11 protein-coding genes and 2 pseudogenes are annotated in these 16,778 nt (G+C 45.2%); 6 read left to right on the top strand and 7 right to left on the bottom strand.

What is annotated here, in order from left to right; translation table 11 throughout:
- Nucleotides 1–398: 398 nt before the first annotated feature.
- Nucleotides 399–852 (bottom strand): annotated as a pseudogene (locus RID09_RS19850) (tetratricopeptide repeat protein); the annotation flags it as partial.
- 431 nt (nt 853–1,283) lie between these two features.
- Between RID09_RS19850 and RID09_RS19845 the strand changes: the two are divergent.
- Nucleotides 1,284–1,445 (top strand): annotated as a pseudogene (locus RID09_RS19845) (Uma2 family endonuclease); the annotation flags it as partial.
- Nucleotides 1,446–1,491: 46 nt separating this feature from the next.
- Nucleotides 1,492–1,620, top strand: coding sequence for a hypothetical protein (locus RID09_RS19840; RefSeq protein ID WP_446337647.1), 129 nt, complete (start codon nt 1,492–1,494; stop codon nt 1,618–1,620).
- Nucleotides 1,621–1,851: 231 nt separating this feature from the next.
- Here RID09_RS19840 and gghA read toward each other — a convergent pair whose 3' ends face one another.
- A complete protein-coding gene (gene gghA / locus RID09_RS19835) occupies nt 1,852–4,383 on the bottom strand; it encodes a glucosylglycerol hydrolase (RefSeq protein WP_446337646.1) in 2,532 nt (843 codons plus the stop codon).
- Nucleotides 4,384–4,617: 234 nt separating this feature from the next.
- A complete protein-coding gene (gene glgB, locus RID09_RS19830; protein ID WP_446337645.1) occupies nt 4,618–6,882 on the bottom strand; it encodes a 1,4-alpha-glucan branching protein GlgB in 2,265 nt (754 codons plus the stop codon).
- A 193-nt stretch (nt 6,883–7,075) separates the two neighbouring features.
- Between glgB and RID09_RS19825 the strand changes: the two genes are divergently transcribed.
- Complete coding sequence (locus RID09_RS19825) at nt 7,076–7,603, top strand: CU044_2847 family protein (protein ID WP_446337644.1); 528 nt, start codon at nt 7,076–7,078, stop codon at nt 7,601–7,603.
- A gap of 416 nt (nt 7,604–8,019) precedes the next feature.
- Here the strand turns inward: RID09_RS19825 and RID09_RS19820 are convergent, their stop codons facing one another.
- Nucleotides 8,020–8,166, bottom strand: coding sequence for a hypothetical protein (locus RID09_RS19820; RefSeq protein ID WP_446337643.1), 147 nt, complete (start codon nt 8,164–8,166; stop codon nt 8,020–8,022).
- A gap of 487 nt (nt 8,167–8,653) precedes the next feature.
- Here RID09_RS19820 and RID09_RS19815 point away from each other — a divergent pair, with 487 nt between their 5' ends.
- From RID09_RS19815 to RID09_RS19805, 3 genes are all read left to right on the top strand, one after another.
- Nucleotides 8,654–10,396, top strand: coding sequence for a pentapeptide repeat-containing protein (locus RID09_RS19815; protein ID WP_446337642.1), 1,743 nt, complete (start codon nt 8,654–8,656; stop codon nt 10,394–10,396).
- Between the two features lie 448 nt (nt 10,397–10,844).
- Nucleotides 10,845–12,104 (top strand): methionine adenosyltransferase, encoded by a 1,260-nt coding sequence (metK, locus tag RID09_RS19810; protein ID WP_446337641.1) that lies wholly within the window; start codon nt 10,845–10,847, stop codon nt 12,102–12,104.
- Between the two features lie 173 nt (nt 12,105–12,277).
- Nucleotides 12,278–12,532 (top strand): hypothetical protein, encoded by a 255-nt coding sequence (locus RID09_RS19805; protein WP_446337640.1) that lies wholly within the window; start codon nt 12,278–12,280, stop codon nt 12,530–12,532.
- A gap of 74 nt (nt 12,533–12,606) precedes the next feature.
- Here RID09_RS19805 and RID09_RS19800 read toward each other — a convergent pair whose 3' ends face one another.
- The 3 genes from RID09_RS19800 to RID09_RS19790 all read right to left on the bottom strand — a co-directional run bounded on the left by RID09_RS19800 (nt 12,607) and on the right by RID09_RS19790 (nt 16,634).
- The gene (locus tag RID09_RS19800; RefSeq protein ID WP_446337639.1) at nt 12,607–14,454 is read right to left on the bottom strand and encodes a DUF6798 domain-containing protein; all 1,848 of its coding nucleotides are present in this window, start codon (nt 14,452–14,454) and stop codon (nt 12,607–12,609) included.
- Between the two features lie 555 nt (nt 14,455–15,009).
- Nucleotides 15,010–16,197: a TRC40/GET3/ArsA family transport-energizing ATPase gene (locus tag RID09_RS19795; RefSeq protein WP_446337638.1), complete on the bottom strand. Its 1,188-nt coding sequence runs from the start codon at nt 16,195–16,197 to the stop codon at nt 15,010–15,012.
- Nucleotides 16,198–16,250: 53 nt separating this feature from the next.
- Nucleotides 16,251–16,634, bottom strand: coding sequence for a DUF2358 domain-containing protein (locus tag RID09_RS19790; protein ID WP_446337637.1), 384 nt, complete (start codon nt 16,632–16,634; stop codon nt 16,251–16,253).
- Nucleotides 16,635–16,778: the final 144 nt, after the last annotated feature.

Here is a 16,778-nt window from a genome sequence, read left to right as displayed (position 1 = left end):
TGCTGTGAGCTAAAACCCTTACGGGATAAGTCTTTAGCCTACGTGTAGTACATCCGCACTGGGAGGACTTCAGTCTAAAGTCCACTCAAGTGCGATCGCGAGTAGGATTATTTAGCCGTTGCGCGAGCGCGTCTCATTTTCTCATGCTTTACCCCCATCGTGATTAGGGACTTGCGACTTAATAATGTACTCAGGAAGCTTGGCTGAGTTCATGAATTCAGCATTTCCTCACTGGTAAGCTGTAATGCATTTAATTTGATAAGGCAATCTAAGCTATCAAAGGGTTTCAGGAGCTAAATTATTGGATTTAGCCGCATAGCAGCTTACTTTATTTTTACGCAGCTCCCTTACGCTTATCGGCGCTCTAGACTGGTGGGTTATTTCTGCCGCGCTGCACTAGGAAAGGCGTCACGGGTTCTAACTTCCAGGGCGGCTTGATAGGATTTAATCGCACTTTCAATATTCTCAGCCCTCTCTCCCCTGATTCTCTGATAGTAGGCAAGCCCTTTCTCCCCTGATTCTTTCACTGTAGGCAGCACCCAGATTATTTTGCGTCATTGCCCAGTCGCTAGGAAAGGCGTCACGGGTTTTGACTTGAAGGGCGGCTTGAAGATAGGCGATCGCACATTCTATATTCTCTGCCCTTTCTCCCCTGATTCTGTTACGGTAGGCATTCCCCAGATTATTCTGAATTGATGCCCAAGTTTCGGAGTGATTTTCGCGGGTAAACAGAGTAAGTATCACTTCATAACCCGTAATCGCGATTTCCAGGTTCGTTGCTTGATTTCCTAGAGGAAACTGCTGGATCAGATTACTAAAATTACCAATAACGGCGGCAATAGCTTGGGCTTCCCCGTGCAACAAAGGCGAAGCATCCGCTGGCTTCCCCCATGGAACAAAAAGCGAAGCCTCCTATGGCTTCCCCCGTGCAACAAAGGCGAAGCATCCGCTGGTCTCCCCCTTTTTAAGGGGGACGGAAGGGGGATCTAAAAGGGGGACGGGAGGGGGATCTAAAAAGGGGGACGGGAGGGGGATAAAAGGGGGGTTAGGGGGGATGGAGAAGGGCTGGGGGTGAGGGGTTGAGCTTAAGTTGACACGCATGACTTACGTGCGTCCTTGATGTGCTGATGTGTGCCCTCACTCCCTGTATCTCATCTCATGAGAACGCTATATTTGTCTCAGTAAGCTTTTTTCTGAGACTCGTCCACAAGTGTTGGAGTCTCGCCGAGGATTTTTTAGGGCTAAAGCCCTTACTACGAACTTAACTTAAGGGACTTAGTGAGATGATAAAGCAATTAAAAACTGACCCAGCCACCGATATCATCTACCCCGACAGCGATGATCAACATATATCAGACAACACCAAACAATTTCGCTGGATTGTTACAGTTAAGGAAAATCTAGAAATATTATTTGCTGCTAATGCTGACGTATTCGTAGCTGGCGCGTCAATCATGGTCTGTAGTTAACTAACTTGAAAACCGCTGTAAAGTGGGAAAACGCCGAATTGATTGGTGTCATGATCCGCGCCCCGACTTAGCGATTGAATGTGATGTTACTTCATTCACCAATATTGATGATTATTTACCCGATCGAGTCCGGGAAGTTTGGATAGGGTAAAGGTGCGTTACGCTTCGCTAACACACGATGGCGGACTGACACAGCTAAAATTGTGGAATAGATTTGACGTTTAAACTGGGCGCAAGCCTTGCGCCCCTACAATTCTAATCTACCATTTTAGCTGTGCCACGCCACTACAACGGTGACATGCTTCCATCCACCATTCCTCCAGTTTGTAGTAAGCGCTGTCTTCGCTTTTTGCACGCTTCGTGCCTACTACAAACATTTCCCTCAACCCACTCGTTCCAATAGCAGCGCCTGGGTGTCTCGTAACTCAAACGATCGCAGATCACTCACCTCTAATCCTGGAGACGCGATCGCAACCCGCCATTCCTCCAAATCCAGTTGTAGCCAGTCTCCCAGCGTCACAGTAATTGGATCACCGCCCATGTGAGACACCATCGCTAACTGATCAGGCTTTTCACTCGCCCCCTCCTCTATTGGTTGACTTCGTAAGCCATAGAAAATAGTATAGTTATCCTCACTAATCCGGTTAAACCGATCCAACGCCGATAAATTATGCCGCAGCCAAGGATGATCATGACGGAAACACCGCAACGCTAAATTAAACGCCGCTAATTCTGGCACCAAATACTCCTCATAATTCCACACATTACAAGCTTGGTGCATATCTTCCATAAACGCCCTGGCAAAAACCTTCAGCTTACCGACATCTAAATCAGTTAACACCTGAGATTTTTCTGGTACATTCAGCTTCTGTAATTGTGCCGCCGATTTCCGCTTCGTTACTTCCTGCTTAACTTCTTCTTTCTCTGACTCCGCCCCCAGATAACGCCGACATAAACTTGCCACTTCTTCTAAATCGTAATTCGTTTCCTCGATCGCGTCATAAAGTCCCCGCATAAACTGACGTAATTCATCAATCTTGTGGAACCCCATTTGCTTCAGCCGAGGAAAAATATCCCCTTGGTCATTATAAACAGACTTTTCCACCTGCCAATCCAAAAATCCCGCCTCTTCCGCCGCGACTTTCACCCCATACCGATCATCAGTATTACGGAAAAAGCCCCAAGCGGATTCCATGGTGCAGTTAATAAAGTCCATCGGCAAACCCGGACTAAAACCATACACCCATAGCGTCACGGCTGGATTGTTATACGCCGTATTCAACACTTCCGGTAAGGTTTTCCCCAAATTCCAATTAATCGGTAATCCGGGTTCCACCTGGGTTCCTCGACGTAGAGTGTCATGGTTTCCACACCCAGTAATCCAGTTTTCGCCAACCTGCATCACATCACAAACCCGACGCCATTTCTTATCCCAAAACTTCTGCAAACCGGGCGTATTATGGGCAAAAATTAAAGGACCCCACTGAAACGCATCGGGCATAAATTCAACAATATCCCGATAGGTAGAAATTTCTTCCCACCCTTGTGCGGGCCACGGGCGTCCATCTTCAAAAATGGCAAAGAGTCGCCGTTGGTGTGATCCAATTTCTTGCACGACTTCCCCCATATCTTTCAGGTAGGCGTCATCATATTCTACCCGCCCTGATAGAGGGTTAAAAAACTTGAAATCCTGTGCACCATCCACGCGAATTCCATCAACCCCAAAATTATTCTTCCGCCGCTGCATTTCCAACAAAATTGCCCGCACGACTGGATTTTGATGGTTCACATCTTGACCGTACATATTCGGTCCTTTGAGAAAGCGCCCATTGAGTACGTCTATAGCTTGGTTATCCCCATGACCATAAACAATATCAAAGATGACTTGTATTGAACCCGTGGGGAAGGTGTGGAGTATACTAATAAACTCCACTAATTCATCCGGGCGCAAGGTTTCTAGGACTGATGGATTCGTTGCCGAAGACCCAAAAATAACGATATCATAGCCCCAGTTTTGGATATCCGGTTTTTTCAGGGTGATTTTAATATCCTCGGTTTCGTAATCTACCTGTTCGGTGTCGGGATCGATTTCATCTAAGTCATCTTCATTGAAGATAAAAAACCCTTGTCCCAAATCATGTTCTATCCGATATTCCACGGTAGGTTCAATGGGCAGAATTTGCACGGCATCATAGCCGATATAGCATTGTTCGGCTGGGGTTAAGGCTTCATTGCTGTTTAATTTTTGGGCAATCCGTTGATAGATCCGGGTTAACCCCGCCAGAGTGCCTTCTTTTGCGGCGGTGGTGATATGAATTTGTAAGATATTACGGGGGGGATGAACGCGAATCATCCCCGATTCATCGGCATCACCTTGACCAAAATAATCCAGATCACGGCGTTTTTCTTGTAGACGATTTAGGTCATAGAGTTCGGCTGGGGCGTAGACGCCATAAGGTAAGGAATAGGCTAAAACATCGCCAATGGTTTGGATTTCATTCTGGAAATCCAGGTATTTTAGCCAATAGAAAGAACCCATCTGGTCTTTGGTTCCTGGACACATTCCGGAAACGACGCCCCAGAAATATTCGCCTTGTTTTTCCAGTTGCAGGTGTTCCCGATGAACTTTTACCTTTTGGTTAGGTAAGGTGGGGTCAATTTTGTCAAGAGGAGTGAGAACTTCTAGATAAATGTTCTTGGGTTGGAACATATCTGCGGCGAGTTCGGGTGTCCAGAAGCCAATTTCTGTGAGTCCATCGGCACGATAATGGGCACCGAGACGGGTGGCTAGGATTTTGGCTTTGTTGAAGATTGTTTCATCAGATTGCTGAATTTGGTCAGCCCAATCGAGGAGTTTTTGGGTTTCGTCTGCGATTAATGTGATGGGTGTTCTTTTGGTTGCGGTTTTTGTCATGTTTCCCTGGTCAGTAATCAACAAAAAAGTTTTGTCCCGTAAGCGGTGGCATAATTTTTTAACGCAGAGGGACGCAGAGGAAAAGCGCAGAGGGGCGCAGAGGGTTTTGGGGGTAGGGACGCATGGCTGTGCGCCCACCGCCTACTTCAACTCTTACGTAGCTTGCTTCTCGATGAAAGCGAGTATGACAAATGACAAATGACAAACCCCTCCGTTAACTTTGATTGTTCCTACCTACTTATTCCGGTCTAATTTCAGGACTAAAACCCCTAAGGGGGGTAGGCACAAATCAATGTAATGAGACCATCTCGGATGAGACCATTCACCTGTCCAGCGCCCGCCCATATTCCCCATATTGCTACCGCCGTAATCTCCAGCGTCACTGTTCAATACTTCAGCATAGAAACCGGGTTCGGGGACACCAATCCAATAGTGGGGATGGGGTTGAGGGGTAAAGTTACAGACGGTGACGATAAAGTCATCCGAGTCTTTGGCTTTACGAATAAACGAGACGATACTATTTTCAGCATCGTTACAGTCAATCCATTCAAACCCTTGATGAGAAAAGTCTTGGGTATAGAGGGCGGGTTCACTTTGGTAAAGGTGATTTAAATCCGCCATAAACCGCTTCAGTTGTTGGTGGAGTGCATGTTGCAACGCCCCCCAATCTAAATCTGCCCAAGCGTTCCACTCATTCCGTTGTCCGAATTCCATACCCATAAATAGGGTTTTCTTACCGGGATGGGTGTACATGTAGGCATATAAACAGCGGAGATTGGCAAATTTCTGCCAGTCATCTCCGGGCATTTTACTCAGCAGATTGCCTTTTCCATGTACGACTTCATCATGGGATAGCGCCAGCATGAAGTTTTCGCTGAAGGCGTACATGATGCTGAACGTGACGCTATTTTGGTGGTAGCGACGATACAGGGGGTCTTTGGCAAAATAATCCAACATATCGTGCATCCAACCCATGTTCCACTTGAAGCTGAAGCCTAAGCCTCCCAAATAGGTAGGACGAGAGACGAGGGGCCAAGCGGTGGATTCTTCGGCAATGGAGAGGATGCCGGGATAGTAGCCGAATATCTGATAATTCAGATAGCGCAAAAAGTCGGCGGCTTCTAGGTTTTCGTTACCACCGTACTGATTGGGTACCCATTCACCGGGTTTGCGATCGTAGTCCAGGTATAGCATAGACGCCACGGCATCCACGCGAATCCCATCAATATGATATCGGTCAAACCAGAATAGGGCATTGGCAACCAGAAAGTTGCGAACTTCGTTACGGGCGTAGTTGAAGACTAATGTACCCCATTCTTTGTGTTCACCCTTGCGCGGATCAGCGTGTTCGTAAAGGTGAGTGCCATCAAAGAAGGCTAAACCATGCCTGTCTTTGGGAAAATGACCGGGAACCCAATCCACAATCACACCAATATTATTTTGGTGACATTGGTCGATGAAATACATCAAATCTTGGGGAGTCCCATAACGGGAGGTGCAGGTGTAGTATCCGGCAACCTGATAACCCCAAGACCCATCATAAGGGTGTTCGGCAACGGGGAGGAGTTCGACGTGAGTGAATCCCAGTTCTTTGACGTAGGGAATCAGTCGTTCGGCTAATTCTCGATAGGTGAGGAAGCGTCCCTCGGGTTTCTGGGAGACTTTCACCACGGGTCGAGTTTCCCCATCCGGTAGTTGGGGTGGATTCTCTGCACTATCATGCAACCATGAACCCAAGTGAACCTCATAAACGGAAATGGGTTGTTCTTGGGGGTCATTCTGGCGACGCCGTTCTAGCCAGTCTTCGTCATGCCAAGTGTAGTCTAGGCTATTGACAATTGACGCGGTTTGGGGTCTAATTTCTTGCTCAAAGCCGTAGGGGTCGGACTTGTGATAGATATGTCCAACGTCGTTTTTCACTTTGTACTTATAATGTTCCCCAATGCCAATTTCCGGGATAAACAGTTGCCAAATCCCGTTACCAATTTGGCGCATCTGATGTTCTCGTCCATCCCAGTTATTGAAATCACCGATAACTGAGACATTGCGGGCGTTCGGTGCCCAGACTGCAAAGTGAACCCCTTGGACGCCCTTAAATTCAGTGGGGTGAGCGCCCAATTTTTCGTAAATGCGATGATGATTTCCTTCGGCAAATAGGTGAACATCAAAATCAGTCAAACGCGGAGAGCGAAAGGCATAGGGGTCATAGATCACCCGTTCATGCTCGCCTTCTTTAATCCGCAGTTGGTAGTTGGCTAACTCTGGTATATCAATCTCACATTCAAAAAGATGAGGATGACTAACTGCTTGCATCGGGTATTCTTCCCGTTCCGTAGGACGAATCACCCAAGCTGCATCTGCTTTAGGCAGGTAAGCCCTTACAACCCAGCTTGTTTTACCATCCCGTTCAATGGGATGAGACCCAAGTATTTCAAACGGATCATGGTGTCGATTGCTCACAATCCGGTCAATTTGGTCTGGGGAAATGGTTATTGTCATGGCATTACCTAGTTGTACTTCCCAGACTTAATAGTAATCAACATTTCTCCACTGGCACAATTTTTGGGGGACTGTTGGGTGTGTAGGGGCTCTTTTCACTACTATCGTTTCTTGTTTCACCCAGATGTAACTAAACCCGCCCTCACTTGACCGTTTGATAAAATCAGGTACAATACCATTCTCCAGGTCACAATTGAAACAACTTGTTGAATTTTCCCTAGACGACAACACCACGTTCTTAGTGGAGGTAGACGAACCTGAAACGGCGGCGGTTGAACGAGTCGCGTTACCATCGGGACGGTTAGCCCTCAAAGCCCAACAGTCCTTTGATCAAGCACTGGATACGATTAAGCCTGTCGCCTCCAAAATCATTTCTAAACTCAACGATCTCAACACTCCCGCTGATGAAGTCGAAGTTAAGTTTGGACTGAAGTTAACCGCTGATGCAGGCGCTGTCTTTACCTCAGTTGGTGGCGAAGTCAGCTATGAAATCACATTAAAGTTAGAAGGTGAATGTCCGCCTGGGGTGCAACCTGTGCGGTTAGTGACAGCAGACGATGTTTGGCAACATCCAGTGCGGGTGTTTGGCTTTCCCAGTGGACATAATGAGGGTGTTTGGGCGACGGGGGTACTGCGGGGGGAATTAGGCAATGGTTGGATACAGATGGAAGCGGTTAATGTTCCCGGTTATCGGGTAGAACCGGGGTTTAGTGGTGTGTGACGCCCCATGGATTCTTTAACCCTGATACTTTTATCCTGCTTCTCTTTTTCCTCTGGTGCTACAGACGAGCTAATTTTTTGCCGCTGGTTCAACTGTTCAACTATTGAGCCTATTGACTTTCAAGTGACAAAACTATGGCGACACCGCACTTTCTATTAGGAGACCGGATTATTAGCAGATTGTATGATTTTTTAAACGGATTGGTTACAAATTATAGGCAATTTGTAAGGGCACGGCATTGCCGTGCCCCTACCATTGGTAATACCAAGAATGGATTCGATATCAAAGGAAAATATCGCCAACAAACAACCCCAGTTCGTAGCGAGCAAGATACTCGCACTACAAGGATGGGAGCCATTATTAACCTTAAGGTTTAAATGCCGAACAGTTTATCCTTTACACCCCCCCACAACTCACTACGGATCTAACTTCGGCAAACTGATGATATAGCGATCGCAAGATTCCGACAAGCCCTGTACCGACAGTTTCCCGTGGTGGAGTTCGGCTAAATGACAACTGAGAAATAAGCTCAAACTTTCATGATAATCTGTTTTCAGCAGCATTTCCTTCCCATTCCCAATCAAGGTTTTTCACATTGAGACACTAGAAAAAATTTAATTTTTCAGGGTCAATGAAACCGGAAACGCCGCCTCAGCGTTTTGCAGTTGCTCATCTAGAAATAGACAAGATTACTGTATCTAAGCTAACCCATAGTGTTACGCTTCATACATAAGGTTCCCCTGTGAGGTAGAAAAATCAACATAATTTGTAAAAGTAGGGACGTATAGCAGTCATTGGTGTCAACTGAAGCTGAAAGCATGTAGAGATGTGCCATGGTGTGTCTATGAGCAGAGTAGCAGGGGAGACGGGGAAAATAAGAGAGACGGAGATAGGGAAGCAAAGGGTCAAAACTCGCTCAGGGCGGGTTTAGTCACATCTGTTGTGAAACAGAAAAGATAGTAGTGAAACCCGCCCCTACAAACTCTATCCGACTAGCAAACCCGTGGGGTCAAAATTTCCCCAATCCCCTTAAATGCAAAACTGGAAACAATGCAAGTCCAGAACTTTCTCACTCGTTACCGACAAGGAGACCGTGATTTTGCCCAGGTTGACCTGAGTGGTGTTAACCTGAAGGGAGCAGATTTGCGGACGATTAACTTGAGCGGGGCTAACCTGACGAACGCCAACCTCAGTTGGGCGTCTCTTGACTATGCAAATCTCAGTGGCGCTTGTCTGCATCAGGCAGATTTACATAACGCAATCCTCAAGCATAGTAATTGTAACCAAGCAATCTTGACCCGTGCCAATCTCAGCAAGGTGGATTTGCACTCAGCCCGTCTTTGCCAAGCCAATTTAAGTTGGGTACAAGCCTCTTACTGTAACTTGAGTGGGGCAAACCTCCAGGCAGCTCAGTTGAATTATAGTAATCTCACCGGGGCTACCCTGGATAAAACCCAGCTAATCAGCACGCAATTAATGGCGGCTAATCTCTGTCACGCCAGTCTTATTGCTGCCAATCTCACCACAGCCAACCTCCGGGAAGCCTTACTCGAAAGAGCCAATTTACGAGACGCGATATTAGTCGGTGCGACATTAACCGAAGCTAACTTACGTCAAGCTTGTTTGCGCTGTGCCAATCTGACTCAGGCAGAGTTGTATCGAGCCATTTTAACCGATGCAGATCTCAGTGAAGTCACAGGCGATCGCGTAAACTTGAGTCGGGCAAATCTTATGGGGGCGTATTTACTTAAAGCTAGCTTAGTTGGCGCTAATTTGCGACGCACGGTTCTACAAAATGTCTATTGTTTACAGACGAATTTGACGGCGGCTAATCTGCAAGGGGCAGATTTACGACAGGCGGATTTAAGTGGAGCTTATTTAAACGAAACGATTTTAACCGAGGCAAATTTGACCGATGCCTATTTGATCGGCAGCTATTTAATTCGCCCCCAACTTGAGCAAGCCCAACTCACCGGATGCTGTATCCACAACTGGCATTTAGAAGAGGTGGATTTGACAAACGTGAATTGTCGCTATCTATTTACTCAGTTTAATTGGGCAACGAAAACAGCGAACAAACGCTATCCGCCTACAGGTGACTTGATACCGGGACAACTGACTCAAGAGAAAATGACTGATTTGTTTTTAATCGAAGTTCCTTTCTCGGAGATGCCAAATAGAGAGGTACTGGTATTTACCCTCGCCCAAGTTGAACAGGAATATCCTGACCTAAAACTGTCACTCAAAAGCTTGAGTAAAAAAATCGATCACTATATCCTTCACCTATCGGCAAAAACAGGAGTCAATCCCCAAGCGGTGAGTCAACGCATCCTGCAACTCTATCCCCAAATGTACCAGCGTTTTGCCTATCACCGTCGAACAATTTGGCAATTGCTAGAGATAGACAAGTCTGGAGACTCCCCGGTGAAATCATCGTTAAATTCTTCTACATCACCCAACCCGACTCAAGTTTTAGTCAATAATCGCCGCCGTATCTATAAGGAGGTGATTCATCAAATCCAACAAATTATTCTATCCCAACCCCCTGACAAATGCGTCGAAGGTATACAACGACTGTTGGATTTTTTACGTCAACAGAATATTCCCACCCAAGATATTGTGCAAAAAATCATTCGTCAAGCCATGCTAAGGCGGGCGAAACGTGATCCTCTATTTCAAACTCAGTTATTGGCATGGGAAAAAACGGCGGATCAAGCGGCTTTTATGTCTTTGAGCGGGCAAGCCATCCAGGACGCGATCGCGCTTATCCTGTCTCAAGTCCAGCCTCCATAGAAAACTCTCCCTGACTTAATCTAAACAACTCGCTATATCACCAATATTCACAACTCCATAAACTCCCGATTTATTGCCTGTCTATGCTCGCTCCCGTCCTGTATCGGTGTAGAATTATAATTACCAACTCTTACTAATTATCAAGACCAATTATTTATTACACGGTTAAACTTTACACGGCTTAAGGTTTTTCCTCAATAAGACCCCAACCAACACTTGACAAATAAGCAAATATCCCGTAAAAGAATAAGCAATTCTTAGGTAAGGGAGCCAGTAAACTTTTTTAACATTAAACAGTTTTGGATGGGGAATTCCGCACATTCTGTTAAATTTCTGTGAGCCGTGGGCAATCCCCTCGATATATCGTGTATGATAACAAGCTACAACCCTCAGGCACCATCTTAAACCCTTAATCCATAAGCAGCCGTTTATTAAGGAGATTAGTCCATTGCCTCGTCGCTACCTATTCACGTCCGAATCAGTTACAGAAGGTCATCCCGATAAAATCTGCGATCAGATTTCCGATACGATCTTAGATGCTCTACTCACCCAAGACAACCGCAGCCGTGTTGCTGCAGAAGTAGTGGTTAATACAGGATTGGTATTGATTACGGGTGAAATTACCTCCAAAGCCAATGTCAATTACGTTGATATAGCCCGCAAAAAAATTGCTGAAATTGGCTATACCGACGCCGATAACGGCTTCTGCGCCAATAGCTGTTCCGTCTTAGTCGCCCTGGATGAACAATCTCCAGATATTTCTCAAGGTGTCACCACCGCCCAGGAAACGCGAGACCAGTTGAGTAACGATGAACTCGATGCTATTGGTGCAGGGGATCAAGGGTTGATGTTTGGTTTTGCCTGCAACGAAACCCCAGAACTCATGCCCATGCCCATTAGTCTGGCACATCGCTTGTCACGGCAGTTAACCGCCGTCCGTAAGTCAGGACAGTTGCCTTACCTGCGTCCCGATGGCAAAACCCAAGTTACAGTACTCTACGAAGATGGCAAACCCATCGGCATTGATACCATCTTAATCTCAACCCAACACACCGCCACCATTGGCGAGATTACCGATGCCGCTGCTGTCCAAGCCAAAATAAAAGACGACCTGTGGTCAGCCGTGGTAGAACCGTCCTTTGGAGATATTGAGATTAAGCCGGATAATCACACCCGTTTCTTAGTCAACCCCACAGGAAAATTTGTAATTGGTGGACCTCAAGGAGATTCAGGTCTCACGGGGCGTAAAATCATTATTGATACCTACGGTGGCTATTCCCGTCACGGCGGTGGGGCATTTTCGGGCAAAGACCCCACCAAGGTAGACCGTTCTGCCGCCTATGCTTGTCGCTATGTTGCCAAAAATATTGTGGCAGCAGGTTTAGCAGAAAAGTGCGAAGTTCAGCTCAGTTATGCCATTGGTGTTGCCCGACCCGTAAGTATTATGGTGGAAACCTTTGGCACGGGTAAAGTTGAAGAAGAAAAATTGCTAGACCTGGTGAAACAGCATTTTGAACTGCGTCCAGCAGGGATTATTCAAGCCTTTAATTTGCTGGAACTCCCGCGATTACAAGGCGGTCGCTTCTATCAAGATGTCGCCGCTTACGGTCATTTTGGACGTCCTAATTTGGATTTACCTTGGGAACATACGGATAAAGCTGAATTGCTCAAAGAAGCCCTTAAACCATCGTTAGCTGTTCCCGTGTGAGCCAATTAATTAGATCCCTGACTTCTTCAAGAAGTTGGGGATCTGAATGAATCTTGTCATTTGTCATTTGTCCTTTGTCAAAAGTTAAATTTCCATCTATTGATAGATGTGTACTCGCAACGTTTTAACTAGGTTGAGAGTGAGGATTAAAGAAAAAAAGGACAGGTTACAGTATGGCAGCTTCAACTCCGCTCAAAGGCACTGATTTAGTTGATTGTGCTAAAGCAAACGCCAAGCAGGGACCGGAAACAGCAGCGAAACTTTGTGGCTATGGAGACGATATTCCAACCTTTACAGCAGAACTCAAGAAAGCATGCGATCGCATGGGTATCGAAATTACTCAAGTCAGCGATTTGATTACTGAGCAGCAGGCTCGAATTAAAGGCGACACTGAAGTTATTGCTCCAGAAACACCAACAAACCTTTAACTAAACAACAGGATAATCCTTCGCTTGTCGGAAGTTCCCCTAGATGGAGGAACTTCTGGTTAATGGGGAATCTATTAGTTATCAATTTTATAGAGAACCCATTTCCATTCCCTATCTACTATCACACCTGGAATATTGGCATGCCAATCTGAACGGGTAAGGATATAATTGGCATCAAACTTCCTGGCAATAGTTACTAATTCGGCACTACTTCGTTTTTGGAAAAGAGAATCTACATTACGCCAGGATAGCGGAGGTTTTGTTGAGCCTAAAATAGTTTCTACACGATTTGCCCATTCTCGTAGTCCCCTGTCTGTGTAGGGAGAACTATTGAATGTAAAAACAAGGGATCTCTGAGAGTAGAACCTAAATTCTGTTAAGGAAGGAGGAGTTAAGACAAGCGCATCGGGACTACTCTCTTGACGAAATCGTAAAGCTAGTTTAGTCAAGCTATCTCCCGGAACTTGATATAAAGCAATTCTCTTTTGAAAGACATCGGATAAATTACCTGGCAAAACGTTCAATAAACCAAGGCTCAAGAATGTGCAACTGGTGAACGCTAGAGCAGAGGTAGTCATTATCTTAATTCGACGAGTTGCTAAAAAAACCTCTTCCAAAATAAATGGGGAAGCAAGAACAAAGAAAAGAGTGGATTTCCAGAATACACGATTTAATGCATCTGTTAGGGAAGAGGGAGGTGGATAGAAGGCAAAAAGAAGCAGCAAGACGAATACAGTTATCCAAGTAACTGTTCGTGATTGTACTAATTGAAAAGAATCCTTAGCTTTTAGGATGATTAAACCTACAGCTACACCAAATAGAAGTATAGCACCATTATGCAGTATTGGAGTTATAATTAACAGTAAACTAACCACCCTGTTGCCTTTTCGATAATGTTCATAGACCAACACGCTGATAGCGATGAGTACCATCAGTTGCGCGAAGGGAGTCGTTCTTGCTAGCTGTAGCTTGGCGAATAAAGACAAGGGATATATTTCTACAAAAAGGTAACCCAGTAAAATTGCGAAAAATGATGTAAAAATAACGATAACGAGATTAATTTTGTCTTCTGAATCTAAAAATTCGGAACTTTTAATACATAATAGACCTCCAGCCATAAAGAAGACCAAATTTCTCCAGAGTCGCGGGGACCAAGCGGAGGGAATAATATGGTGGGGGAGACGGATGTGTCCGTAGAGGTACACAAATTCTGCATTGTCAATTATTCCACTACCACTATTTCCGCTAACTACCATTGGTACATAAACTAAACAGGCTAAAATACCTAGAGTTAGAAATGGAAATACTACACTTGGCAATTTATTCGTTTTCTTTGCCTCAAGAATAAGCAGCGGAGCCATCAATCCTCCTGGAAGAATTCCCACGAGAAACTGGATCATACATGCTAATCCGAAAAATAAATAGCCTAATATCCAGCGTTTAGAGAAACAAAAATAAATTCCCCATATTGTCAAACCCATCGCAAAGATGGCGGGGATAGGTTCTGATCTGAATAGAGATACATACCCAATAGTTCCATCTACAGCAACTAGACCCAAAAAGGCTAATACTGTTGCTGACAAGGTAGCATGACCGAACCGCTTTCCGAGAGCATATAACCCCAATACGAACGAAGAAAAAGATATAAGATAATAAAAAAAGTAGGTTAGGGGTAATCCTAGACCAACTCGTGCTGTGAAATAGATTAAGTATTGATAGTAATATCGTGGTGTGATCTGAAGTGTATCCTGAACATAAAAATCTTTTGGGTACAACTCGGGATTTAGTAACGATAGAACCGGAGGTACTTCTATAAGATTATTAGACGAAGGAAATTTATAACTATAAGCGATTAGCGAAGCAGATACAATAAATATCCATAGAGAGATTGTTAGGAATGCGTTTTTTGAATAGGTTTTCATTTTTTTCTAAATCTTTAATTGATTGACAGCACTTTTCACGTTTAGGGAATACATAATAATAGCTATTTGCTTCTCACCTCAATTAGGGTCTGTAGTCTACTAACTTGAAAATCGCATTTTAAAATAAAATCAATATATTTATCAGAAAAATATAATATAAAATTGACTAAAAATGTGTATATAATTTACATTTGTTTACATAGTGCAATTTATTGTTATATACCTGATCCGAGATTGATTGAGATGACAAAAGACTTTTGACTTTGTACAGATGTTCTGATGAAACGTCTGTATTACAGCAAATTTCAGGTTGATCAAGTACAGTCTATCCCAGCCAGATCCCCGACTTCTTCAAGAAATCGGGGATCTTTGTACCTCACTTACAGATCAAAACGCTGTCAATGGGTAACTTCCACGACAGTGGTACTAAAAACCTAATTCAGCAATCGGAAAAATCAGGGAAAGTGGCAAAGCCTCAGAAAGAGGAGTTTTGATTTGAATTAAACCAGACACATAACTGAGTCAGGTACAACAACTATCTCTCCTTCCTCATCCCTAAACCTTCGCCGTATCCGCAAAGCGAATCTTGAGATAATCGTCCTCAATCTTGGCGCCAGCGGGTTTTAGCGCGGCTAAGGCTTGGGGGAGGACGAGATTGCGACGGTGATTGCCAATGCGTATATTTAGCTCATCTCCAGTTTTGTTCAATTGGATATGGTCTTTCGGCACACCGGGTAGATACAGTTCTAAGCTATATTCGTTTTGATTTTGGACAACCCGAATTGTGTTTTCCTGGTAGTAAACCTGAGTTGGGTCTTCTTCGCCATATAAGATTTGCTTGAGTCGTTCTAGCGCCTCAAGTCCGCACATCTCTTCCGCAAACAGGGGAACTTCTTTAACCGGAAGCGGACTGAAATTTTGGTGGATTTCCTGGCGATACTCTTGTTGATGTTCTTTCCAATGTTGGAAGAACGGGTCAGTCACCTCGTCGGGGATAATCCGATTGGCGACGACTAAATCTGTAGAAACATTGTACAAACTTAAGTAGGCGTGGGCGCGGAGGGATTCCTTAATCACCATTTTTTCGGGATTGGTGACTAAACGGACTGAGGTTTTGGTATTATCGGTGAGGACTTTTTCGAGCTGTTCAATTTGCTCGTAGAATTCATAGGGAGCGTCCATCACCTCATTATCGGGTAAAGAAAATCCCGCGATGGGTTTGAATATAGGTTCAACCAGAGGTCTCAACGCCACGGACATTTTTTGCAGGGGTTTATAGAAGCGGCGCATATACCAACCCCCGACTTCCGGTAAGCTGAGGAGTCGTAGGGCGGTTCCCGTGGGTGCTGAATCGATAATTAGCACGTCGTACTCGCCTTCGTCGTAGTGACGCTTCATCCGCACCAGACCGAAAATTTCATCCATTCCCGGAAGAATGGCTAACTCTTCAGCCTGAACTCCTTCGAGTCCCCGTGCTTGCAGTACCTGGGTAATATAGCGCTTCACCGCACCCCAGTTCCCTTCTAATTCCATCAAAGCATCCAATTCCGCCCCCCAGAGGTGAGGACGGACGAGTCGGGGTTCGTGACTGAGTTCCATGTCGAAACTATCGGCGAGAGAATGGGCTGGATCTGTACTCAGCACTAAGGTTTTATAACCCAATTCGGCACAACGCAGACCTGTTGCGGCGGCTACGGAGGTTTTACCGACTCCGCCTTTGCCTGTCATTAAAATTACTCGCATAGATAATTCCGCTCACCTGAGAAACCTTTACATTTATTTACTGTATCGGGTTTTCACCGAAACAGTTGCTTGAGAACATCAAAACGGGGGATATCCCAATAATCGATATGGGAGGAAATTAGTCCATCTGCATTTAGACGTAATTCGCTCCAACCGGGTATAGAAATTCGCGGTTTCCAGGGGAGGGGTGTTGTCCAGCTTAGAGTCCAGCGCGTTTTGATGGTATCGCCGGATTGAGAAATGTCATGCAGGTCAAGTTGGGGGTTGATGAACCAGGTTTGGATAAATCCAATCATTTGTTTGTAGCGATCAAGTCCCCGGAACTTGTTGAGGGGGTCTTTGAAAAAGACATCGTTGGCGTAGATGCTGTAGGTTTGGTCAACAGGAAAGCGTTGATAGTCCTGTTTGAGGATTTCAATAATGTCTTTATTTGTCATTTATCATAAAAATCCTTCGTTGTGGGAAACCCTGTGTCTTTAGACCAGGGAGGAACACGCGGTAGCGGTTTAAGAAGCATACCCCTTTCGGGGTGGAGGGGTATGGTTGCCCCTCCGGTTTTCACCCATTTCTGGGGTAAAGTT

Origin of the sequence: Coleofasciculus sp. G1-WW12-02, assembly GCF_040219735.1 — a bacterium.
Lineage (GTDB): Bacteria > Cyanobacteriota > Cyanobacteriia > Cyanobacteriales > Coleofasciculaceae > Coleofasciculus.
The sequence above is the reverse complement of the archived record's forward strand: the minus strand, read 5'-3'. Positions and strand labels throughout refer to the sequence as shown.

Coding starts and splice junctions, on each gene's coding strand:
- gghA (WP_446337646.1), bottom strand. CDS start 4,383: ATGACAAAAACCGCAACCAAAAGAACACCCATCACATTAATCGCAGAC.
- glgB (WP_446337645.1), bottom strand. CDS start 6,882: ATGACAATAACCATTTCCCCAGACCAAATTGACCGGATTGTGAGCAAT.
- RID09_RS19820 (WP_446337643.1), bottom strand. CDS start 8,166: ATGCTGCTGAAAACAGATTATCATGAAAGTTTGAGCTTATTTCTCAGT.
- RID09_RS19815 (WP_446337642.1), top strand. CDS start 8,654: ATGCAAGTCCAGAACTTTCTCACTCGTTACCGACAAGGAGACCGTGAT.
- RID09_RS19805 (WP_446337640.1), top strand. CDS start 12,278: ATGGCAGCTTCAACTCCGCTCAAAGGCACTGATTTAGTTGATTGTGCT.
- RID09_RS19800 (WP_446337639.1), bottom strand. CDS start 14,454: ATGAAAACCTATTCAAAAAACGCATTCCTAACAATCTCTCTATGGATA.
- RID09_RS19795 (WP_446337638.1), bottom strand. CDS start 16,197: ATGCGAGTAATTTTAATGACAGGCAAAGGCGGAGTCGGTAAAACCTCC.
- RID09_RS19790 (WP_446337637.1), bottom strand. CDS start 16,634: ATGACAAATAAAGACATTATTGAAATCCTCAAACAGGACTATCAACGC.